The sequence below is a fragment of the Crossiella sp. CA198 genome, assembly GCF_052078295.1.
GTDB lineage: Bacteria > Actinomycetota > Actinomycetes > Mycobacteriales > Pseudonocardiaceae > Crossiella.
Window position 1 is genome coordinate 126,823 of sequence record NZ_JBQJIM010000005.1, and the last position, 19,733, is coordinate 146,555.

The window sequence follows — 19,733 nt, forward strand, 5'->3', positions numbered from 1 at the left end:
CAATCCGCACTCTTTCGCGACGGACGGGACACCCCCAGCCGAAGCGAGGGATCGCATGAAGCTTGCCGTCGCCTGCCTGTCCGTCCTGCTGCTGTCCGCCTGCGCGAGCGCCCCGCCGCCCGTTGCCGCCCCGCCGACGACCAGCACCACGACCGCCGCTCCAACCTCATCGCCCGCCCCCAGCCCTACCACCAGCCGCAAGAGGTCCCCGCGAGGCAACCTGATGAAGAGCGTGGGGGAACTGGCCGCTTGGGGCGAGAACGACGAGCTGGCCGCCGAGTTCACCCTGACCGCCATCGAGGTCGACCCGCCGTGCAAGGCGAAGTGGAGCAAGACTGACGGCAAGCACATGCTGCTGTTGAGCTTCACCGTGCGGACCACTGAGAAGCTGCCTACCGACGACTCCTGGTCAATCGTGCCCAACGACTTCGAGGTTGTCGGCCCGGACGGGCTGACCGAGTCAGAGTTGTTCCCCGAGGGGTACGGCAACTGCCCCAAGGACCAGCTGCCATTTCGGCCGTACTCGCCAGCCTCGAAGCTCGCCGGGACAGTCGTGCTGTTCAGCAAACACGCTCACGGCACACTCGTCTACCGCCCGTCGAGCAACACCGGATGGGAGTGGACCTACTGAGCCAACCCCGGCAGAACCTCCGCGTTGGGCAGCTTGGCCAGCAGCGCCCCCGGCACCAGCAGCTTGCTGTGCCGGACCCCGCTGCCGATCACCAGTTCCGGCGCCTCGGCGACCTCCGGCGACAGCAGGATCGGCCAGTCCGCGGGCAGCCCGATCGGCGTGATCCCGCCATAAGCCATGCCCGTGCGGCTGACCGCCTCCTCCATCGGCGCGAAACTCGCCTTGCGCGCGTCCAGCCGCTTGCGCACCACGCCGTTCACATCCGCCCGGGTGGTCGCCAGGACCAGGCAGGCCGCGTAGCGCACCGCGTCACCGCGGCGGCCGGCGACGAGCACGCAGTTGGCCGAGGCGGACAGCGGGGAGCCGTATTCGGCGCAGAAGGCCGCGGTGTCGGCCAGGTCGGGGTTGATCTCGGCGACGCCGCAGTGCTCGGCGTCCAGCGTGCGGAGCTGCCTGGTCACCGGGTCGGCGAGCAGGTCGAGGCGGTCCAGGGCGGGGTGCACGGTGAGGGTGCCTGCGATGGTCCAGCCGGTCATGGTCGCAGGCTAGTCCAGCCCGAACTCCCTGAGCGCGGCCAGGTTGAAGGCTGGCAGATCCTTCGGGGCGCGGCTGGTCACCAGGTGCCAGCCGTTGCCGTCGCAGACCTTCACCTCCTGGTCCACCCAGTCGCCGCCGGCGTTGCGGATGTCGGTGGCCAGGCTGGGGTAGGAGGTCAGGGTCTTGCCGCGGAGCAGGTCGGCCTCCACCAGCAGCCAGGGGGCGTGGCAGATCGCGGCGATCGGTTTGCCCGCGGCGGCCATGGCCTGGACGAACCGGACCGCGTGGTCGTCGGTGCGCAGGTCGTCGGAGTTGGCCACGCCGCCGGGCAGCACGGCGCCCGCGTAGTCGGCCGGGTCGGCGTCGCCGAGCGCCACGTCCACGGTGAACTCATCCGCCGGGGTCAGGTGGTGGTAGCCGCGGACCACACCCAGCCTGCCGGACAGCAGTCTCGGCACGCCGCCCGCCTTTTCCACCGCGGCCCAGGGTTCGGTCAGTTCGGCCTGTTCGATGCCCTCGCCCGCGACGAGGAACGCGATGCGCTTGTCCATGACCAGGGCCTACCCGGTGCGGCCGGGCTTACACCGCCCAGTCGGCGAGCAGCGCGCGCAGTTCACGGCGGTGGGTGACCAGGGGGATCAGCGAGGGCAACACTTCCAGCCGGGACAGCGGCAGCGCGGCGGCCACCGACTTGGCCACGTGCTCCGGGTGCAGTGGGTCGCCGGTGGCCGAGACCACCAGCACCCGGGCGGTCACCTCGGCCAGCGCGGACACGTCGGGGACCGGCACCTGGGCGGGCAGGCTGGTCAGCGCCTCGCGCAGGCGCAGCAACGCGGCCACCCGCTTGTCCACGTAGTCGGCGAAGTCCTGGCCTGGCGGCAGCTCGCCCGCGACCACGGCCTGCAGGCGGCTGCTGTCACCGGTGCTCAGCGCGTGCTCGGTGGCCGCGGACATCCGGGCCAGCGGATCAGCGCCCTGTGCCGTGCGCGGCTGGTCGAGCACGGCGGGGATCAGCAGGGCCAGGCGCTCGAACCGGGCAGGGTGATTCGCGGCGATGGCGAGCAGGGCGCTGGCGCCGAGGGAGGTGCCGATGGCGGCGGTCGCGCCGACCTCGTCGGCCACCGCGAGCACATCGGCGGCGATCGTCTGGTAGCGGAAGTAGCCGGGTGGCGCGGCCGGGGACTCGCCGTGGCTGGGCAGGGTCAGCACCACCCTGGTGCCTGCCAGGCCGACCGCGGGCAGCCGGGCCTCGCCGGGGGTGGCGCCAAGGCCGGGGATGAGCAGGGTGACCGGGCCGCCGGTGCCGTGCGCGCTCCAGCGCACGCCGTTGGCCTCGGCCAGGGACGGACTCACCAGCGCGGACCGCGCTGAGCGTCGGACACCCTGGGCCGGACGTCGACCAGGTAGACCAGCACCGCCACCATGCCCGCCATCCAGAACAGCGAGCCAGGACCGCCGAAGGCGAACAGCGCCAGCGCGGCGGTGCCGCCACCGGTGATGCCGAGCCAGGCCGGCTTGCTGAGCTTCTCCGCCGCGGTGAAGGCGTCCGCGCGTTGCAGCAGGGCGTGCACGAACGCGAACAGGCCGACCGGGATGGCGGCGAAATGGATGATCGTCATGATCCACATTGCTGGCGCGAGCACACCACCAGGGTACGGCGAAGCGCGGGCGGCGCGGAGCGGGTCGGCGACGAAAGCCACCGCCGACCAGTTCGGGGCAGGTCGGCGGTGGCAGGTTATGCGGTCGAGCCAGGTCAGCTCGTGGTCTTGCGCGAGCCGGTGGTGCTGGGCCCGGTGGTCTTGCGGGCGCCGGTGGCGGGCTTGGCGGCCGGCTTGCGGGTGGCGGTCTTGGTGGCGGCGGCCACGTTCGCGCCTGCCTCCTCGACCTTCACCGCGACGTCCTCGATCTTCTCGGCGGCCTTCTCCGCGGCGGCGGCGGTCTTCTCACCGGCCACGCGGGTCCGGCGGGTGACCTTGCCGAGCACGTCGTCGGCCAGCTCGCGAACCTCGGCCGCGGCCTCCTCGACCCGGTGCTGGGCGGTCTGCACCTGCGGGTTGCTGCGCAGCTTGTCCAGGGTGGCCTCGCCGCGCTCGGCCAGGTAGCCGTAGAGCTGCTGGGCGGCCTGGGTGTAGGCGTCCACGATCTTGCGGAACTCGGCCGGGTCCAGCTTGTTGCGCAGCTCGCCCAGCTCGGCGGGCAGGTCGTTCACCGCGGTGGTGGCCTTCTCGGCGCGCTCGCCGACGGTCTCGCGGGCCTTGGTCAGCGCGTCCACGACGGCCTTGGCGGCCAGGTCACCGGCGCCGAGGGCGGCCAGCAGCGGGGTGCGGGCCTGCTCGATGGCGGTGTTGAACACGATCGCGGCCTGCTCGGTGGCCTTGCGGACGTCTTCGGCGGTGGGCAGTGCGGGCATTACTGGATCACTCCTCGGTGGGTGAATCGGCTGGCGGGGTCGCGGCGGCGTTCTCCCGCCGGAATGACTCGTAGACGTCGAGCAGCACCTGCTTCTGCCGCTCGTTGAGGTCAAGGTCGGCGAGCACGGCGTCGATGACGGGCCCACCTGGGCGCTCCTCCAGGATTCCGGCCTGGACGTAGAGCGCTTCGGCGGAGATCCGCAGCCCCTTGGCGATCTGCTGCAGGATCTCGGCGCTCGGTTTGCGCAACCCGCGCTCGATCTGACTGAGGTACGGGTTGGACACACCGGCGAGCTTGGCCAGCTGGCGCAACGAGATCTGCGCGTTCGCCCGCTGGGTGCGGATGTAGTCACCGATATCACGGCCGAGATCAGCGACCACCTGGTTGACCGACTTGTTGTTGTCCTCGCCCATGGGGGTCACCTCCGCTCGCCTGTCTTCGACCGTACGCAAGAGTGCTAGCTGTTGCAAGCGGCCTGCTACCAGTTCCCCGGTGGCCTCGCACACACCCGATCGGGCCAGCGCCTACCGTGGTCGGATGCCGGTCCTGCTGCTCATCTCCGCCGGTGGCGCCCTCGGCGCCCTGGCCCGCCACACCATCGGACTTGCCCTGCCGGGCCCCTGGCCGACGGTCGGCGTGAACGTCCTGGGCTGCTTGCTGATCGGCCTGCTGATGAGCCTGACCGCCGCGGATTCCGCGCTGCGCCCGTTCCTGGGCACCGGGGTGCTCGGCGGCTTCACCACCTTCTCCGCCTACACCGTGGACGCCGTCCGCCTGGTGCAGGAGGGCCGCGCCGCCGAGGCCGCCGCCTACCTGGCGAGCACCCTGCTCGCCGCGCTGGCCGCGGTCTGGGCCGGGCACCTGCTCGGCGAGCGGATCTCCCGGTGACCGCGCTGCTGGTGGTGCTGGGCGCGGCCGTCGGCGCCCCGCTGCGCCACCTGGTCACCCAGTGGGCCACCCGGCGCTTCCCTGGCCTGCCCTGGGGCACCTTCGCGGTGAACATCGCGGGTTCGCTGCTGCTCGGCTGGCTGGCCGGCGCGATGGTGGCCGCACCGGCGATGGCATTGCTGGGCACCGGTTTCTGCGGCGCGCTGACCACCTACTCGACCTTCGCGCACGAAACCCGGCTGCTGCCAAGGAGCAAGGCGGCGCTCACCGTGGCGGGCAGCGTGGCTGCCGGAGTTCTGGCCGCCGCCACCGGCTTCCTGCTGGGTACCCTGGTCTGGTGATCTGCCCGAAGTGCCAGGACATCATGCAGACCGTGGACCGCACCGGTGTGCACATCGACGTGTGCCAGGACTGCAAGGGCATCTTCCTGGACCGCGGCGAGCTGGAACGCCTCGTGGACGCGGCGCTGATCTACCGCCAGGCCGCCGAGGCCCGCGAGCGCGAGGAGGCCGCCGCCGCGAGCACCGCCACCAGCGGCGCGAACCCGGTGCCGGTGGACCAGCCGGTCGCCGCCCAGCCCCCGCCGTACCAGCCGGAGCCGGGCTACCCGCCGCCGCCTGCCTACGGGCAGCCGCCGGGTTACGCCCCGCCGCCGGTGCCGCCGGGCTACGGCCAGCCCGCGCCGTACGGCCACGACCCGTACGCGCACGACCCGTACTACCGGCGGCGCAAGAAGAAGAAAGACATCCTCTCCGAGCTGTTCGACCTGTAGCTCAGACGAGTTCGTCGGCGATCTTGGCGATCAGCGCGACCGAGTCCTTCTGACTCATCGCGGCCATCGTCAGGTGGTCCATGGCCAGCTTGTACCGGCGCACCTCGGCCGCCTTCTTCATGCCCTGCCAGCCAGCCGAGTTCTCCAGGAACACCACCGGCGGGTCCACCGGGTCGGGGAACTCCAGCAGCGCCACGTTGTCCCCGATCAGCGGGTGCGCGCCCGCGGAGTTGGGCAGCACCTGCACGGTCACGTTGGCCCGGTAGGCCAGGTGCAGCAGGTGCCGGAGCTGCTGGCGCATCGCGTCGGCAGGCACCACCAGCCTGCGCAGCGCGGCCTCCTCCACCACCGCCCACAGGCTGAGCGGGTTGACCCCGGTCAGCCGCTCCTGCCTGGCCAGTCGCAGCGCCAGGCTGCTCTCCACGTCGGTGCGCTCCACCGGGGACCAGGCGTTGAGCAGCTCGTAGGCGTACTCCTTGGTCTGCAGCAGGCCGGGGATCAGGCCGCTGCTGAAGGTGCGCAGCGAGCTGGCCGCGGCCTCCAGGCCAAGGAAGGTGTCGAAGCCGGGCGGCACCGCGCCGGTGCCGTAGGACTGCCACCAGCCCTTCTGCTTGGAGTCCTTGGCCAGGCCCAGCAGGATCTCGACCCGGTCCTCGGCCGCGCCGTACAACTCGGCCATGGCCCGGACCTCCAGGGTCCGCACCGGGACCCGGCCGGTCTCGATCTTGGAGATCTTGCCCTGGGAGCAGTCCAGCGCCTCGGCGACCTGGACGTGGGTCAGCCCCGCGGCCTCGCGGAGCTGACGTAGTTCGGTGCCGAGTCGGCGGCGCCCCACGGTCGGGCTTTGCACCTGGGCCACGCGTCAGCTCCCCTGTTCGGCTCTACTGCTGGCCGCAGTGTCGCGCGATCGGGGACCAACCCTCAACAGGGCTCACCGTAGGTCACGAAAACGACCCGCATTCGGCGCATCGCCGCGCTGAATATTCTCATCTAGCGTCGAGGTGGCCGGGCGGTGCGCGCGCCCGCACCGCCCGGCCACCTGGAATATGTGCGGCTCAGAAGCCCCAGTCCACGCTCCCGAGCAGGCTGCCGCCGCTGGCCAGCACGCAGAACCGGGCCACCCGGCCGATCAGCGCGGCGGGCAGCAGCACCTTCAGCGGCAGCCGCCCGGCCCCGGCCACCACGACCAGGATCGTGTACGGCGGGATGCCCACCGAGGCGCTGAGCAGCACCACGAAGAAGCTCCACCACGGCCGGTGCGCGCAGGTGTCCTGGAAGTGCCGGAACCAGGTGGCGAAGCGCCCGTTGGAGGCGTTGATCCGCCGGGTGATCCAGGGCAGGTTGAGCACTCCGCGCGCGGCGTAGTAGTGCACCATCTTGCCCAGCACGTGCCCGGCGCCGGTGACCAGACCGGCGGCGAACCAGTGCAGATCCGGGCGGACCGCGGACAGTCCGACCAGGTACAGCTCGACGCTGAAGATCGGCAGGATGCCACTGCCGACGGCCACGCCGAACAGGGTGAGCAGCGGCCAGCTCACGTCCGGGTCACTCGAAGCGAAGGCCGCTGGGCCGGACCGCGGAACGCAGGGCCGGCAAGGTTGACAGGGTCACCAGGAAGATCAGCGCGGCGCCCGCGCCCAGAATCATGGCCACGTCTCCCCAGTTCACCACAATCTGGCGGACCCGGGAGCCGCTGCCGCTTATGACCCGCAACACCAGCGCGGCCAGTCCCACCCCGGCGGGCGCGGCCAGCGCCAGTCCGATCGCGGTCGGCACCGCGTTCTGCCAGAGCGTGGCCCAGCCCAGGGTGCGCCGCGGCACGCCGCTGGCGGCCAGCACCGAGTACTGCCTGCGCCGCTCCTGCAGCTGGTCCACCGCGGCCACCACCAGGCTCAGCACCGCGAGCAGCACCACCACCACGGTCCCGGCCAGCACGCCGCCGCGCACGCTCTGGAAGGTGACCGCGGTCGAGTTCCGGGACAGCGGCAGGTCCAGGGCCCGGATGGCCAGATCCACCTTGGCCACCGCGGTCAGCACCCGCTCAGCCAGCTGCGGATCGTCGGCGGGCCCGCGGACCCAGATGTAGCTCACCGGCATCGTGTCCAGCCGCGGGTCGGCCCCGGATGCCACCAGGGTCGAGGACAGGTTGCGGCCCAGCCAGCCGTTGCCGCTCTCGGCCCGTTCCACCGCGGGCACCCGCCAGTCGAAGGCGGCCCCGCTGCCGGTGGGGCGCAGCCGGACCACGGTGCCGGGCCGGAACTGCTCCCGCGAGTTGCTCGCCTGGTAGACCCCGCCGGGCCGGCAGTCGGTCACCCCGAAGAGCTGCCGGATGGTGGCGCAGTCGGTGACCTGGAGCGCGCGGTTGTCCTCGGTGTAGGCCGGGCGCAGCTCGCCGATCTGGGCCACTCCCGGCACCTTGCCGACCTCGGCGCGCACCCGGACCGGATCGGGCTTGCCCTCGGACCCGTAGAGCATGACCTCGCCCGGCGTGGTGCTCGGGTAGTAGCCGGACGGGAACTCGGTGCGGGCGATGGTGGTCACCAGCACCTGCAGCGCGATCGCGCCGATCAGCACGGTGACCACGCCCGCGGCCACCCTGGTGGTGGCGTACTCGAAGCGCAGCCGGCGCACCGCGAGCAGCGCGGCCACCCACGGCGGCCGCCAGCGCTCGGCCACCCGCTCCACCAGCCAGGGCAGCAGCGCGGCGGCCCCGGCCAGCACCAGCGCGATGCCGATGGCGAGCAGGGTGCCGCGCCAGTCCTCGGCTACCCGGCCCAACGTCCGCAGCGGGATGTTGGCGGCCAGCACCGCCACGCCCAGCCCGGCCAGGGCAAGCCGCCAGTTCAGCCTGCGCGAGGGCGGATCGGCCCGGCGGACCACACCGAGCGGGCCGATCTCCAGTCGCCGCAACGCGAACAGCGCCGCGGCCACCGCGGTGGCCGGCACCCCGAAGACCAGCAGCGTGGTGATCGGCGCGCTGGGCACCACATCGGCGGGGTGGAAGCCGATCTGGTCGATCTCCACCACCGCGGCCAGCGAGCGGGCCAGCAGGAACAGCGCCGCGCCAACGCCCAGGCCGAGCAGCGCGGCGGCCAGCGACTCCCCGGCCGCGATCCGCCGCGCCTGGCCCGGATCGGCGCCGACCAGCCGGATCGAGGCCAGCCGCTGCTCCCTGGCGCCCGCGCCGATCTGGGTGGCGACCAGCACGAAGACCCCGATCGGCACCAGCAGCGCGGCGGCGGCCGCGGTGAGCAGCAGCTGGAACAGCTCGTCCATCGGCTGGGTGTCCACGGTGTCGCCGATCCGCAGCACCGGGGATGCCTGCGCGCGCAGCTGCTCGGGCAGTCCGGTGTAGAAGTACAGCTCGCCGGGCCGGTCCAGCCCGGCGTCGCCGATCCGGCCGATCTCCTTGCTGGGCAGGCGGTCCCGCAGCAGCTCGTTGCCGGGTTCGGTGAGCAGCCGGGACAGCGCGGGCGAGGGCACGATCTCCCCCGGCCCTGGCAACCGGTCCAGCCCTGGTGGCAGCCTCGGCACCTCGCCGTCGGCGCCCAGCTCGACCCCGGCGATGTACTGGCCACGCCAGTACTGCCCGACGTCCCTGGACAGCAGGTGGGTCGGGTTCCCGGCGCCTGCCTTGCCCGGCTCGCCCTTGGCCAGTTCACGGGCGGCGATCCGGTCGGCCTTGCCCTGCTGGGCATTGCCCACCGAGGCGGCCAGCAGCAGCACCATCACGCCCAGCCCGATGCCGACCGCGGAGAGCATCAGCCGGGCCCAGGCCGCGCGACCGCCGGTGAGCGCGAGCCGGGCGCCGAGCAGCAGCTCACCCAGCCACTGCCCGATCCGGACCTCATCCGCAGCCGACCGCTGCCTCATGCCAGTGCTCATTCCGCTCATAGGCCCTCCGGCCGCATGGCTCGCAGCACCGACGGTAGCGTCAGCAGGCTGACCACGAGCGCCGCCAGCACCGCCGCGCCCGCGGACACCCCGACCGAGGTCCAGTCCAGCAGCAGCGGCCTGCGCACGGTGCGCAGCAGCAGCGCGCCCAGCCCGATCCCGGCCCCCGCCGAGACCACCGCGGCCAGCAGCACCGGCACTGCGTTCTGCCACAGCACCGAACCGGCCAGGGTGCGCCGCGGCACCCCGTTGGCCGAGAGCACCGCCAGCGGCCTGCGTCGTTCCCGCACCTGCTCGAAGCCGATCACCAGCAGGCTGGCCGCGGCCAGCAGCAGCGCGACCAGCACGCCGATGAGCACCCCGCGCCGCACGGTGGCATAGCTCTGCGCGCGTTCCCGGTTGTCGGCGTGGTCGTAGTACTGCGGGTGCACCGAGGCCCGCCAGCTGAACGGGCCCAGCACGTTGCGCACGTGCTCGGCGGCATCTGGCTGGGCCGGGTCGACCCGCAGGTAGGCGGAGAGGTAGAGCTGCCTGGTCAGCTCCGGCGACAGGCTGCCGGTCGGCAGCAGGATGCCGGGGCCGAGCGAGTAGTCGCCGCCCGGACGGGCCTTGGCCGGGATGAGCTTGGCTGGCACGGTCCAGTTGGGTTGCCAGGCCGGGCCCCTGCCTGCCCCTTCGACATCGATCATCAGCTGCTGGCCGGGGGCAGGCGGCGGGGTCGGGGTCGGGTCGGTGCTGCCGGGAGTCGGCGCCACCAGCCAGGCCTTGCCCGGACGGCAGTCGGTGATGTCGGTCTGCCTGCTCAGCTCCGCGCAATCGGCCAGCACGACCGAGTAGAAGTCGTTGTTGCCCGGCCCACGGGCCAGCGTGCTCGCGATGCCGGTGGCCGAGATCAGGCCGGGGGTGCGGCGCAGCTGCCCGAGCACCGCCTGCGGATCCACAGCGCCCGAACGCACGCTCACCATCAGCCTGGTCGCGTCCGCTGGCCGTTCGGCAGGCGGGAAGTCCCGCTCGGCGGTCATCAGCACGGTCTGCAGCGCGATGCCACCGGCCAGCACCACCGCGAGCCCGCCGATCACCCTGGCCGAGGTGCCGCTGTCCAGCTGCATCCGCCGCACCGCGAGCTGCCAGGCCGGGCGGCCGCCGCGGAAGAGGCCGACCGTCTTCTCGATCGCCCACGGCAGCAACAGCGGAATGCTCAGCAGCAGCAACATCACCCCGACCGCGATCAGCGCGATGTCCCGGCTGGAGCCGGTGCTCGCGTTGCCGTCCGGGCTGATCAGACCGCCGGCCTGCACGGCCAGCAGCCCACCGCCGAACACCAGCGGGACCAGCCGCCAGGCGAGCTTGCGGGTGATCGGTCTGGCCTGCCGCACCGAGCCGAGCGGGTCGACCAGGGTGTTGCGCAGCGCGGCCATGGACACCACCACCGCGAGCACCGGCACGCCGAGCGCGATCAGCGCGGCCAGCCAGAGCGAGGGCCGCACGTCCGCGGCGAAGATGCTGGTGCCCCACAGCTCGACCAGCTCCACCAGCTGCCTGCCGAGCAGGAACACCGCCCCACCGAGCAGCACCCCGAGCACCGCGCCGATCAGCGTCTCGCCCGCGGCCACCCGCCGGGTCTGCGCCGCGTCCGCGCCGACCAGCCGCAGCGCGGCCAGCCTGCGGTCGCGGGCGGCGGCGGCCAGCCGGGTGCTGGTGGCGATGAAGACCACCACCGGGATCAGCATGGTGCTGGCCCCGACCAGCACCAGCAGCAACAGCAGCGGTTCCAATGGCTCGGACTTGTGTGACTCGCCGAAGGCGTACACCGTCCGGACATCGGCCGCCCAGCTCAGGTCGGCCACCCCGGCGTAGAAGAACAGCTCGTGCGGCCCGACCAGGCCAGCCGCGGCGATCAGCTGCCGGGGTCCGTCGAAGCGGGGCCGCAGCAACTCGCCCTCGGCCGAGTCGAGCAGCTTGTCCAGCGCGGGCGAGACCAGGAACGCACCGGCCTTGGGCAGCACGCTGACCCCTGGCGGCAGCACGGTTGTGGCGCCCTTGGGCTGGACCAGCACACCCTGCACGCTCTGCCCGCGGAACTCGGTGCTGGTCCGCGCGGCCAGCAGCGGATCGAGCCCGGGCACCGGCTGCTGTGCCGAGGAGGGCACCACCCGGCCGTAGCGGCGGTCGTCGTGGTCGTTCTTGATGTTGAAGAAGGAGGCCGCGAGCAGCAGCACGGCCACCCCGATGCCGATGCCGACCGCGGTGAGGGTGAGCCTCGCCCAGGAGTTCCGGCTGCCCCCGACAGCCAGCCGGACCCCCAGCGCGAGGTCATCGACCCAGCGGCGAACAGCCGTCCGCGTGTCCCTTTCGCCCTTACCCATCACGTGCGACTCCCAAACCCGGGCCCGCGCATCAGCCGACCAGCTCGACGTCGCGGGTCCGCCCGTCGCGGACGACGACCTCGCGGTCGGAGTAGGCGGCCACCCTGGCCTCGTGCGTCACCAGCACCACCGCGGCGCCGGTGTCCTTGGCCGCGGTGACCAGCAGCCGCATCACCCGCTCGCCGTTGAGCGAGTCGAGTGCGCCGGTGGGCTCGTCGGCGAAGATCACCCGTGGGCCGGTGACCAGCGCGCGGGCCACCGCGACCCGCTGCCCCTGGCCGCCGGAGGTCTCGCCGGGCCGCTTGTCCCGCACATCGGCGACCTCCAGCCGCTCCAGCCACTCGGTGGCCCTGCGCTCGGCCTCCCGGCGCTTGACCCCGCCCAGCCGCAGCGGCAGCGCCACGTTCTCCACCGAGGTCAGCTCCGGCACCAGCTGGCCGAACTGGAAGACGAAGCCGAACTCGGTGCGCCGCAACGCACTGCGCTCGGACTCGCCCATCGCCGACATCTCCCGGTCGCGGTAGCTGACCCGGCCCGAGTCCGGCACCAGGATCCCGGCCAGGCAGTGCAACAGGGTGGACTTGCCCGAGCCGGAGGGCCCCATCACGGCCACCACCTCACCCGGGCTGACCTGCATGCCCGCGCCGGCCAGCGCCGGGGTGGGACCGAAGGTCTTGTGCAGGTCGAATCCGGCCAGCAGCGGCCCGTTCACGTTGGTCATGCCCCGACTTCCTTGGCTAGCTGGTCCAGACGGGCGGCGGTCAGCTCCAGCCACCGCAGATCGGCTTCCAGGTGGAACAGCGCGTGATCGCAGATGAGCTGGTCGGCGAGGTCGCCCGCGGTCTTGCGCTGGGTCAGCTCGCGCATCAGCCGCAGGTGCTCGGCGCGCTGGGTGTCCAGCAGGTCGGCGGCGCTGCGACCGGACAGCAGCGCGAGCACGACCTTGGTGTACAGCGTGTTCTGCAGGTACGGCTCCGGCTTCTCCGGCGTGGCCAGCCAGGCCCCGACATCGGTGATCCCGGCACCGGTGATGGCGTAGCGCTTGCGCTCCGGCCCCTCGCCCTGCTCGACGCCCTCGACCTGCACCAGTCCGTTGCGGAGCAGCCGGGACAGCGTCGAGTAGACCTGCCCGTAGTGCAGCGGACGGTCGTGCCCAAAGCGCTCGTCGTAGGCGCGTTTGAGGTCGTAGCCGTGCCGGGGACCGCCTTCCAGCAGCCCGAGCAGGGTGTGCCCGATTGACATGGCGCCGACTCTACACGGGAGGTATACACACGGTCTATACATGGCCTGAATAGGACATTCGGGTCAACGTGCAACCCGCCACCCGGCTGCCCGCGTATCAGCGGCAGAGAGGAGGTCGCGCGTGCGACGGAAGATCATCGGCCTGACCCTGGCGATCGGCCTGACCGGGGCGCTGATCGGCGTGCTGGGCACCACCGGGGTGTGGCAGAACGCGGCCGAGTGGGCCGGTCTGGACGCCGCGGCGAGCCCGACCACCAGCCGCACCAGCCCGCCAGCGCAGACCTCGGTGGAGGTGGTGGCGGTGCCGACCAACCCGGCCCGCCCGCCGAGCACCCCCGGTCCGCAGCCCGAGCCCCAGCTGGACAAGAACGGCAAGCCGGTCTGCGCGGTGGACCCGAGCTACTTCGACAAAAAGGTGGACGGGCTCAAGGACGCCGCCGAGGCGGCCTGGAAGCACGTCCGGCAGGTGGCCTGGGAGGCCGGTCTCACCCTGTGCGTGCACGACGGCAAGCGCAGCGCCGCGGCCCAGCAGGCCGAGTTCGACGCCGCGGTGGCCTTGCACGGCAGTGCGGCCAAGGCCCGCCAGTTCGTGCTGCCGCCCGGCAAATCCCTGCACGTGCAGGGGCTGGCGGTGGACGTGCAGCCCCGTCCCTCGGCAGCATGGCTGGAGCGGACCAAGGGCGAGTTCGGCTGGTGCCGCCGCTACGCCAACGAGCCCTGGCACTTCGAGTTCGACGCCAGGTACAAGACGCAGGGCTGCCCGGAGCTGTTGCCGCACCCGTGAGCTGCCGTCGGTGTGTTCGCCCCCCGACATGCCCGCGGCATGGCTGGACCGCCCGGACCCTGCGTCCGGGCGGTCCGCCGCGCTCAGTCCACGATCAGGCAGAACGGGTGCCCTGCCGGGTCGGCGTAGACCCGGAAGCCCTCCTTGGTCGTGCCCTGCACCTCGCCGAGGGCCACCGCCCCGCAGGCCAGCGTGCGCTCGTGCTCGGCGTCCAGGTCCGCCACCCGCAGGTCCAGGTGCAACATCTGCGGGCGCGGGCCCTCCGGCCAGGTCGGCGGCTGGTAGTCCTGGACGCGCTGGAAGCCGAGCTGGGCCACCCCGTCGTCGTCGTAGAGGGCCAGGAAGTCCTCCCGGCCCTTGATGGTCTGCCAGCCGAGCAGCCTGCCGTAGAACTCGGCCAGCTCACGCGGATTCGGGCAGTCGATCGCGGTCAGTTCGATACGGACGCCGGAAGCCATCTCCCTGTTCACCTCTCCTAGAACAGCAACTGGGACACAGTGTGGATACCCAGTCCGGCCAGCGCGCCCACCACGGTGCCGTTGATCCGGATGAACTGCAGGTCCCTGCCGACCTGGAGTTCCACCTTGCGCGCGGTCTGCTCGCCGTCCCAGCGGTCCACCGTGTCGGTGATCAGCGTGACGATCTCGGCCTGGTAGTTGGTGACCAGGTAGACCGCGGCGCCCTCCAGCCAGCCGTCCACCTTGGCCCGCAGCTCCGGCTCGGCGCCGAGCTTGCCGCCCAGCGTGCGCAGGCCGTCGCGGACCCGGACCCGGAACTCGCTGGAGGGGTCCTCGGCGGCGGCCAGGATCATCTTCTTCGCGGTGCCCCAGGCCGAGCCGACCAGGTTCTGCACGTCCGGGTGCTCCACCACCTGCTGTTTGACCGCCTCGGCCTTGGCCATGGTGTCCGGGTCGTGCTGCAGGTCGTCGGCGAACTCGGCCAGGAACTTGTCCACCGCCAGCCGCACCGGGTGCGCCTGCTCGGTCTTGACCGCCCAGGCGAAGGCCAGCAGCTCGTTGTAGACCTTGTCCGCGACCAGACCCTCGACGAACTTCGGCGACCAGGACGGGGCGCGGTCGGAGACCAGCGATTTGAGCGTGCCCTCGTTGGTCAGCACGTAGTCGTAGGCGCGATCGAAGAGCAGGTCGACCAGCTTGTGGTGGGCGCCGTCGGCGAAGGTCTGGCCGAGCAGCCTGCCCAGCGGCGGCCCCCACGGCCGGTCCACCAGCTTGCGCACCACGGCCTGTTCCAGCACCGCCTGCACGTCTTCGTCCCGCAGCACGGTGACCGCGCCGCGCACCGCGGTGGCCAGTTCCTCGGTGACCCGTTCGGCGTGCCCCGGGCCGACCAGCCACTGGCCGAGCCGCCCGGCGACGCCGACCCGGCTGAGCTTGTCCCTGACCACCTCGGTGGAGAGGAAGTTGGCGCCGACGAAGTCGCCGAGGCTGGCGCCCAGCTCCTTCTTGCGGGTCGGGATGATCGCGGTGTGCGGGATCGGCAGGCCCAGCGGCCGCCGGAACAGCGCGGTCACCGCGAACCAGTCCGCGAGCGCGCCGACCATGCCCGCCTCGGCCGCGGCCCGGACGAAGCCCACCCAGGCAGGCGCGCCCACCGACTCCTGCCAGCGCGCGAAGACGTAGATGACCACCGCCCCGAGCAGGAAAGAGGTGGCCACGGCCTTCATCTTGCGCAGCTCGGCGCGCTTGACGATCTCGGCGGGTGTCAGCGTTTCCACACCGCCGATTGTGGCCCAGCCCGGTGAAGTTGCAGGATCTCTGATGTGACCATTCCCGCTCTCGTCTCCCGGCTCCAGCCGTTCACCTCGACGATCTTCGCTGAGATGACGGCGTTGGCGCAGCGCACCGGCGCGGTCAACCTGGGTCAGGGCTTCCCGGACACCGACGGCCCCGCCTCGATGCTCGCCGCCGCCCAGCAGGCGATCGCGGACGGGATCAACCAGTACCCGCCCGGCCCCGGCCGCCCCGAACTGCGCGCGGCCATCGCCGAGCACCGCGCCGGCCAGTATGGCCAGCAGTTCGACCAGGACACCGAGATCCTGGTCACCGTCGGCGCCACCGAGGCCATCGCGGCCAGCCTGATCGCCCTGGTCGAGCCGGGCGACGAGGTCATCCTGATCGAGCCCTACTACGACTCCTACGCCGCCTCGGTGGCCATGGCCGGCGGCGTGCGCCGCGCGGTCGCGCTGCGCCCCGACCCGGCCACCGGCCGCTTCACCCTGGACGTCGAGGCCCTGCGCGCCGCCGCGGGCCCCAAAACCAAGGCGCTGCTGCTCAACACCCCGCACAACCCCACCGGCACCGTGCTCACCGACGCCGAACTGGCCGAGATCGCCGAACTGGCCCAGCTGCACGACTTCCTGGTGATCTCCGACGAGGTCTACGAGCACCTGCTCTACGACGGCAGGCAGCACCACCCCATCGGCACCTTCCCGGGCATGGCCGAGCGCACCCTGACCATCTCCAGCTGCGGCAAGACCTTCAACGCCACCGGCTGGAAGATCGGCTGGGTGTGCGGCCCGAAGGAGCTGATCGCCGCGGTCCGGGCGGCCAAGCAGTTCATCACCTTCGTCGGCGGCGCCCCGTTCCAGCCCGCGGTCGCGCACGCGCTGCGTAACGAACTGCCCTGGGTGGAATCCCTGCGCCAGGACCTGCAGCGCAAACGCGACCGACTGGCCGAGGGCCTGGCGGGCGCCGGTTTCAAGGTCCTGCCCAGCGAGGGCACCTACTTCATCTGCACCGACGTCCGCCCGCTCGGCTTCGAGGACGGCGCCACCCTCTGCCGCGAACTGCCCGAGCGCATCGGCGTGGCCGCGATCCCGGTCCAGGTCTTCTGCGACGACCCGGCCACCGCCCGCCACCTGGTCCGTTTCGCCTACTGCAAGCGGGACGAGGTCCTCGACGAGGCCCTGCTCCGCCTGGGCAAACTGACCGCCTGACCAACGCAGACGAACCCCCGGTGCCCGTGCACCCGCTGCACCGCGGCCAGCGCGGCCGCCGGGGGTTCCCGCCGCAACCGCTCGTGCAACGCCAGCATCATCGCCCCGGTCCCCGAGTCGGCGACCTCCAGCACACTCGCCACCACCACCCCGCGCCCCCGGCCCAGCGCCCGCCCGGCCCCACAGGCCGACAACACCACCGTCCCCGCGGCCCGTGCGAGCAACTCGGCCACCCGCACCCGCCCATCGGCCAGCTCCAGCCACCCGCCCTGCCGCCCGTGCGCCGCCACATGCACCAACCCGGCCCCCGCCACGGCCCGCACCGTCCGCGCCACGGTCGCCTGCGCTCCGGCCAGCAACCGCCCGCCGAACCGCCGGTGCAACGCCCGGACCTCGGCCACCGCTCCCGGCAACCCCGGCCCCGCCACCCACAACGGCGCACCCGCCCCGCCCTCTCCTGGCCGCCACCCGGGCGGCAGCACCGAGACCGCCCGCCCGGCCAGCGACGGCAGCCCGTTCCACGGCACCCCGGCCAGCTCCACCGGCGCGAGCACCCGAATCGGGCCGGTCCCGGATTCCGGCAGCAACAACCGCTCCAGCCGCTCGGCCGACCCACCAACCAACCGCAACACGGCCATCTCCCGCCGCACCTCCGCCACCTCACCCAGCCGATGAACCCGCCCCTGGCACCCGGCCCAGATCCGGTTCTCGTGCACGAAGTACTCCAGCACGCCGGGCCCGGCCAGCTCATCGCCCCGGCACCGCCGCGCCCAGCGCAACACCGTCGCCGCATCCCCGCTGGTCAACGCGGCCCCCAGCCCGACCTCGGCCAGCTCCTGATCCCACCCGGACCGCAACCCCCGCCGACACACGGCCAGCACCTCGCCGCCCCGGGCCAGCTCCGCCCGAGCCCGCCACCGAGCAGCGGCCCGAACCTGGCCGAACAGCCTGCGCCCCAACGCCTCCCGCCCACCACGAACCGCGGCCCGCCCAGCCACCAGCCGCAACTCATCCGCCTCGGCTGCCCACCCGGCCCGAGCACACACCCCCGCTACCCGACCAGCCGTGGCCCACAACAGCGCCGGCCCCACCGCCGCCGCGCCCGGCCGCCGCCCCTCTCCCTCGATCGCAGCCCACAGCCCCAGCACCCTCGCCAGCGCCGCCCAGCCCGGCCGCCGCTGCCGCCGGAACAACTCCACCGCCTCCCGCGCCGCACCCTCCGCCGCGCCAAACTCCTTGCCCCGCAACGAACACCGCGCCAGCGCCACCATCGCCTCGGCCAGCTTCCGCTCCTTCCCCGCCGCCCGGAGCAGCACGATCGCCCGCCGCAACACCGGCGCCGCCTCCTCCGGCCCCAGCGCCTCCGCCCGGTCCAGCAGCATCTCCGGATGCCGCAACGGATCCGCCCCCGCCCGCTCCGCCGCGTCGAACAACCGCAGCGCCGCAACGGAATCCCCGCTCCGCAAGGCCGCGAACCCCTGGTTGTGCACGCACACCGCGGCCCGCTCACGCATCCCGAGCCCCGCCAGAATCCCTTCCGCAGCAGCGAAATCAGCCTGACCGCGCGCTGCCTGTCCTCGGTAACAGGCATCCGCGCCGCGCACGATCAGCGCGTTGGCCAGCCAGCGCGGTTCATCCGCCAGCCCGGCCACCGCGGCGTTCAGCTCAGCCGCCGCCGGTTCCCGCAACGCGAAGTACGCCGCGCCACGCAGGCACCGGGCCTTCGCCAGTTCCACCCCGGCCAGCCCACGGGCCCGGTCCAGCTCGGCCAGTGCCGCCCGCGGCCGTCCCCGGTCCACCGCGAGCCAGGCCCTGACCAGCCGCACCGACCCCGCCAATCCACTCAGCCCAGCCCGTTCCGCCGCGGCCAGGGCCAGTCGGGCATGCCGGGCCGCCGGGGCTGGTTCGCCCAGTTCAACGTGGGCCAGGCAGGCCGCCAGTCGCGCCGCCACCCGCTCCGCGCCCCTGGCACTCGCCAGCGCGGCCACCGCCTCGCGCAGGACCGCTGCCGGTTCCGCGGCGGCTCGATCAACCAGGCTCACCACGTCATCCACTCCCCGACCAGCAGCGCGTCACCGTGCACCCGCAGGCTCACCGGCCCCCTCGGCAGCCCCTCGACGCTGAACCGGCCAGCCGGGTCGATCTCGGCGAACCAGGAACCAGCCGGGGTGCGCAGCTCGACCACGCCACCTGTTCCGGTGACCACGCCGGTCACCGCCTCGCCCAGTTCCACCCGGACCGTGACGCCGTAGGCGCGCAACATGATCAGGTCGTCGCCGCGCATGCCCGGCGCGGGATCGACCTCGTGCAGCCGGATCCCGCGCGGCGCGGTCACCGCGCCTGCCTCGGCAGCCGCGGCCAGCACCGGCGGCGGCAACGGATCCGTGCTCGCCACGACCTCGGTCAGCTCCGCGAACAGCTCCTCGTCGGTCATCCCGCCGCCCCCAGTTCGCCAACCAGCCGCCTGCGCAACGCGGCCAGGCACCTGCCCCTGGTGGGGCCGATGCTACCGACCGGCATGCCCAGCAACTCGCCGACCCGGACGTAGCTGAGGTCCGGCGCGTAGGCCGCGATCCACAGCAACTGCCTGCACCGCAACGGCATCCGGGCGAAGGCCCGCCACAGCCTGCCCGCCCGATCGCCCTGGATGACCAGGTCCGCTGGGTCCGGTGCGCGGAAGCGGTCCAGGTGCGCGACCCGGCCCAGGGTCTCCAGGTCCAGGCAGCGCTCGCGCCTGCGGGCGGCCAGTGCGCGCAGGGATTCCCGGCGGGCGGTGGTGACCAGCCAGGCCTGCACCCGGTGCGGGAGTTTCAGCTCGCCCCGGCGTTCGGCCAGCCTCAGCCAAGTGGTCTGGCTGACGTCAGCCGCCTCCTGGTCGGTGAGCCGGTGCGAGCGGGCCACCGCCCACACCAGCCGCGCGTAGCGGCCGACCAGCCGTTGCCATTCCTCGTCCATCTGCGCTCCCCTGCCTCGGCGACCCGTCGGCAGTTGGAAGCGGCTGGACCTGCGGCGGATCCGTCAGCCGCCCGAAGGCGTGACAACGCTCACCCGCCTGACCGACCCTCGCCGAGTGTGACCTCGCCCCCGTTCACCAGCCGAGGAAACCGCTTCCCCACCTGGAATTATCGACGCAGGGTGATCGTTTCGCGCACGTCCGGAGCAACACGACCCACCTCCGGGTGGAAACCCGCCAGTACGCTCGCGCATCCCGCCAATCGGGCCAACCATGGTTGACGCACATGTCTTTCGTT

At 72.6% G+C, this 19,733-nt stretch carries 23 protein-coding genes; 6 read left to right on the top strand and 17 right to left on the bottom strand.

The annotated features are described in order from the left end of the window. Positions 1 to 55 precede the first annotated feature (55 nt). On the top strand, positions 56 to 631 hold the full coding sequence (locus tag ACTOWY_RS09560) for a hypothetical protein (protein ID WP_441309243.1): 576 nt from the start codon (positions 56 to 58) through the stop codon (positions 629 to 631). Here the strand turns inward: ACTOWY_RS09560 and ACTOWY_RS09565 are convergent. From ACTOWY_RS09565 to ACTOWY_RS09590, 6 genes are all read right to left on the bottom strand, one after another. Next, on the bottom strand, positions 625 to 1,167 hold the full coding sequence (locus ACTOWY_RS09565) for a YbaK/EbsC family protein (RefSeq protein ID WP_441309244.1): 543 nt from the start codon (positions 1,165 to 1,167) through the stop codon (positions 625 to 627). The genes ACTOWY_RS09560 and ACTOWY_RS09565 overlap by 7 nt on opposite strands. Positions 1,168 to 1,176: 9 nt before the next feature. Further along, positions 1,177 to 1,719, bottom strand: coding sequence for a type 1 glutamine amidotransferase domain-containing protein (locus tag ACTOWY_RS09570; protein ID WP_441309245.1), 543 nt, complete (start codon positions 1,717 to 1,719; stop codon positions 1,177 to 1,179). A gap of 28 nt (positions 1,720 to 1,747) precedes the next feature. After that, a complete protein-coding gene (locus tag ACTOWY_RS09575; RefSeq protein WP_441309246.1) occupies positions 1,748 to 2,521 on the bottom strand; it encodes an alpha/beta fold hydrolase in 774 nt (257 codons plus the stop codon). After that, complete coding sequence (locus ACTOWY_RS09580; RefSeq protein ID WP_441309532.1) at positions 2,518 to 2,796, bottom strand: DUF2516 family protein; 279 nt, start codon at positions 2,794 to 2,796, stop codon at positions 2,518 to 2,520. Before ACTOWY_RS09580 ends, ACTOWY_RS09575 begins: the two co-directional genes overlap by 4 nt. Before the next feature lie 125 nt (positions 2,797 to 2,921). Next, positions 2,922 to 3,578, bottom strand: a complete 657-nt coding sequence (locus ACTOWY_RS09585; protein WP_441309247.1) for a hypothetical protein — start codon at positions 3,576 to 3,578, stop codon at positions 2,922 to 2,924. 7 nt (positions 3,579 to 3,585) lie between these two features. Further along, entirely contained in the window at positions 3,586 to 3,993 is a 408-nt protein-coding gene (locus ACTOWY_RS09590) for a helix-turn-helix domain-containing protein (protein ID WP_247755413.1), read from the bottom strand. Between the two features lie 124 nt (positions 3,994 to 4,117). Between ACTOWY_RS09590 and ACTOWY_RS09595 the strand changes: the two genes are divergently transcribed. Genes ACTOWY_RS09595 through ACTOWY_RS09605 form a run of 3 tightly spaced genes read left to right on the top strand, consistent with a single transcriptional unit; the run spans position 4,118 to position 5,240 of the window. After that, the gene (locus ACTOWY_RS09595) at positions 4,118 to 4,468 is read left to right on the top strand and encodes a fluoride efflux transporter FluC (RefSeq protein ID WP_441309248.1); all 351 of its coding nucleotides are present in this window, start codon (positions 4,118 to 4,120) and stop codon (positions 4,466 to 4,468) included. Next, positions 4,465 to 4,809 carry a fluoride efflux transporter FluC gene (locus tag ACTOWY_RS09600; protein ID WP_441309249.1) on the top strand — a complete coding sequence of 115 codons (345 nt, stop codon included), beginning with the start codon at positions 4,465 to 4,467 and terminating at the stop codon, positions 4,807 to 4,809. Before ACTOWY_RS09595 ends, ACTOWY_RS09600 begins: the two co-directional genes overlap by 4 nt. After that, a complete protein-coding gene (locus ACTOWY_RS09605; protein WP_441309250.1) occupies positions 4,806 to 5,240 on the top strand; it encodes a zf-TFIIB domain-containing protein in 435 nt (144 codons plus the stop codon). The genes ACTOWY_RS09600 and ACTOWY_RS09605 overlap by 4 nt, the downstream gene beginning before the upstream one ends. Position 5,241: 1 nt before the next feature. On the opposite strand, the gene ACTOWY_RS09610 is transcribed toward ACTOWY_RS09605, so the two are convergent. The 6 genes from ACTOWY_RS09610 to ACTOWY_RS09635 form a co-directional block, all read right to left on the bottom strand. Next, the gene (locus ACTOWY_RS09610; protein ID WP_312986332.1) at positions 5,242 to 6,099 is read right to left on the bottom strand and encodes a helix-turn-helix domain-containing protein; all 858 of its coding nucleotides are present in this window, start codon (positions 6,097 to 6,099) and stop codon (positions 5,242 to 5,244) included. Positions 6,100 to 6,295: 196 nt separating this feature from the next. Continuing rightward, positions 6,296 to 6,778 (bottom strand): hypothetical protein, encoded by a 483-nt coding sequence (locus tag ACTOWY_RS09615; RefSeq protein ID WP_441309251.1) that lies wholly within the window; start codon positions 6,776 to 6,778, stop codon positions 6,296 to 6,298. A 7-nt stretch (positions 6,779 to 6,785) separates the two neighbouring features. Then, positions 6,786 to 9,113 carry an FtsX-like permease family protein gene (locus ACTOWY_RS09620; RefSeq protein ID WP_441309252.1) on the bottom strand — a complete coding sequence of 776 codons (2,328 nt, stop codon included), beginning with the start codon at positions 9,111 to 9,113 and terminating at the stop codon, positions 6,786 to 6,788. Between the two features lie 17 nt (positions 9,114 to 9,130). Next, positions 9,131 to 11,500: an FtsX-like permease family protein gene (locus ACTOWY_RS09625; RefSeq protein ID WP_441309253.1), complete on the bottom strand. Its 2,370-nt coding sequence runs from the start codon at positions 11,498 to 11,500 to the stop codon at positions 9,131 to 9,133. Between the two features lie 31 nt (positions 11,501 to 11,531). Further along, positions 11,532 to 12,221 carry an ABC transporter ATP-binding protein gene (locus ACTOWY_RS09630; protein WP_441309254.1) on the bottom strand — a complete coding sequence of 230 codons (690 nt, stop codon included), beginning with the start codon at positions 12,219 to 12,221 and terminating at the stop codon, positions 11,532 to 11,534. Then, entirely contained in the window at positions 12,218 to 12,742 is a 525-nt protein-coding gene (locus ACTOWY_RS09635; protein WP_441309255.1) for a PadR family transcriptional regulator, read from the bottom strand. Before ACTOWY_RS09635 ends, ACTOWY_RS09630 begins: the two co-directional genes overlap by 4 nt. A 121-nt stretch (positions 12,743 to 12,863) precedes the next feature. Here ACTOWY_RS09635 and ACTOWY_RS09640 point away from each other — a divergent pair, with 121 nt between their 5' ends. Beyond that, a complete protein-coding gene (locus ACTOWY_RS09640) occupies positions 12,864 to 13,526 on the top strand; it encodes a D-alanyl-D-alanine carboxypeptidase family protein (RefSeq protein ID WP_441309256.1) in 663 nt (220 codons plus the stop codon). An 83-nt stretch (positions 13,527 to 13,609) separates the two neighbouring features. Here the strand turns inward: ACTOWY_RS09640 and ACTOWY_RS09645 are convergent, their stop codons facing one another. Continuing rightward, complete coding sequence (locus ACTOWY_RS09645) at positions 13,610 to 13,984, bottom strand: VOC family protein (protein ID WP_441309257.1); 375 nt, start codon at positions 13,982 to 13,984, stop codon at positions 13,610 to 13,612. A 17-nt stretch (positions 13,985 to 14,001) separates the two neighbouring features. Beyond that, the gene (locus tag ACTOWY_RS09650) at positions 14,002 to 15,261 is read right to left on the bottom strand and encodes a DUF445 domain-containing protein (protein ID WP_441309258.1); all 1,260 of its coding nucleotides are present in this window, start codon (positions 15,259 to 15,261) and stop codon (positions 14,002 to 14,004) included. 45 nt (positions 15,262 to 15,306) lie between these two features. Between ACTOWY_RS09650 and ACTOWY_RS09655 the strand changes: the two genes are divergently transcribed. Further along, the gene (locus ACTOWY_RS09655; RefSeq protein ID WP_441309259.1) at positions 15,307 to 16,482 is read left to right on the top strand and encodes a pyridoxal phosphate-dependent aminotransferase; all 1,176 of its coding nucleotides are present in this window, start codon (positions 15,307 to 15,309) and stop codon (positions 16,480 to 16,482) included. On the opposite strand, the gene ACTOWY_RS09660 is transcribed toward ACTOWY_RS09655, so the two are convergent. From ACTOWY_RS09660 to ACTOWY_RS09670, 3 genes are read right to left on the bottom strand one after another with little or no spacing between them, the layout of a single operon-like run. Next, on the bottom strand, positions 16,419 to 18,524 hold the full coding sequence (locus ACTOWY_RS09660) for a hypothetical protein (RefSeq protein WP_441309260.1): 2,106 nt from the start codon (positions 18,522 to 18,524) through the stop codon (positions 16,419 to 16,421). The genes ACTOWY_RS09655 and ACTOWY_RS09660 overlap by 64 nt on opposite strands. Next, positions 18,521 to 18,916, bottom strand: coding sequence for a hypothetical protein (locus tag ACTOWY_RS09665; RefSeq protein WP_441309261.1), 396 nt, complete (start codon positions 18,914 to 18,916; stop codon positions 18,521 to 18,523). The genes ACTOWY_RS09660 and ACTOWY_RS09665 overlap by 4 nt, the downstream gene beginning before the upstream one ends. After that, positions 18,913 to 19,437, bottom strand: a complete 525-nt coding sequence (locus ACTOWY_RS09670) for an RNA polymerase sigma factor (protein ID WP_441309262.1) — start codon at positions 19,435 to 19,437, stop codon at positions 18,913 to 18,915. The genes ACTOWY_RS09665 and ACTOWY_RS09670 overlap by 4 nt, the downstream gene beginning before the upstream one ends. Between the last annotated feature and the right edge of the window lie 296 nt (positions 19,438 to 19,733).

What these genes read in the sequence shown, in the direction of transcription:
- ACTOWY_RS09670 (WP_441309262.1), bottom strand. Translation starts at nt 19,437, where the DNA reads ATGGACGAGGAATGGCAACGGCTGGTCGGCCGCTACGCGCGGCTGGTG.
- ACTOWY_RS09630 (WP_441309254.1), bottom strand. Translation starts at nt 12,221, where the DNA reads ATGACCAACGTGAACGGGCCGCTGCTGGCCGGATTCGACCTGCACAAG.
- ACTOWY_RS09665 (WP_441309261.1), bottom strand. Translation starts at nt 18,916, where the DNA reads ATGACCGACGAGGAGCTGTTCGCGGAGCTGACCGAGGTCGTGGCGAGC.
- ACTOWY_RS09620 (WP_441309252.1), bottom strand. Translation starts at nt 9,113, where the DNA reads ATGAGGCAGCGGTCGGCTGCGGATGAGGTCCGGATCGGGCAGTGGCTG.
- ACTOWY_RS09565 (WP_441309244.1), bottom strand. Translation starts at nt 1,167, where the DNA reads ATGACCGGCTGGACCATCGCAGGCACCCTCACCGTGCACCCCGCCCTG.
- ACTOWY_RS09585 (WP_441309247.1), bottom strand. Translation starts at nt 3,578, where the DNA reads ATGCCCGCACTGCCCACCGCCGAAGACGTCCGCAAGGCCACCGAGCAG.
- ACTOWY_RS09560 (WP_441309243.1), top strand. Translation starts at nt 56, where the DNA reads ATGAAGCTTGCCGTCGCCTGCCTGTCCGTCCTGCTGCTGTCCGCCTGC.
- ACTOWY_RS09645 (WP_441309257.1), bottom strand. Translation starts at nt 13,984, where the DNA reads ATGGCTTCCGGCGTCCGTATCGAACTGACCGCGATCGACTGCCCGAAT.
- ACTOWY_RS09590 (WP_247755413.1), bottom strand. Translation starts at nt 3,993, where the DNA reads ATGGGCGAGGACAACAACAAGTCGGTCAACCAGGTGGTCGCTGATCTC.
- ACTOWY_RS09635 (WP_441309255.1), bottom strand. Translation starts at nt 12,742, where the DNA reads ATGTCAATCGGGCACACCCTGCTCGGGCTGCTGGAAGGCGGTCCCCGG.
- ACTOWY_RS09625 (WP_441309253.1), bottom strand. Translation starts at nt 11,500, where the DNA reads ATGGGTAAGGGCGAAAGGGACACGCGGACGGCTGTTCGCCGCTGGGTC.
- ACTOWY_RS09570 (WP_441309245.1), bottom strand. Translation starts at nt 1,719, where the DNA reads ATGGACAAGCGCATCGCGTTCCTCGTCGCGGGCGAGGGCATCGAACAG.
- ACTOWY_RS09595 (WP_441309248.1), top strand. Translation starts at nt 4,118, where the DNA reads ATGCCGGTCCTGCTGCTCATCTCCGCCGGTGGCGCCCTCGGCGCCCTG.
- ACTOWY_RS09580 (WP_441309532.1), bottom strand. Translation starts at nt 2,796, where the DNA reads ATGTGGATCATGACGATCATCCATTTCGCCGCCATCCCGGTCGGCCTG.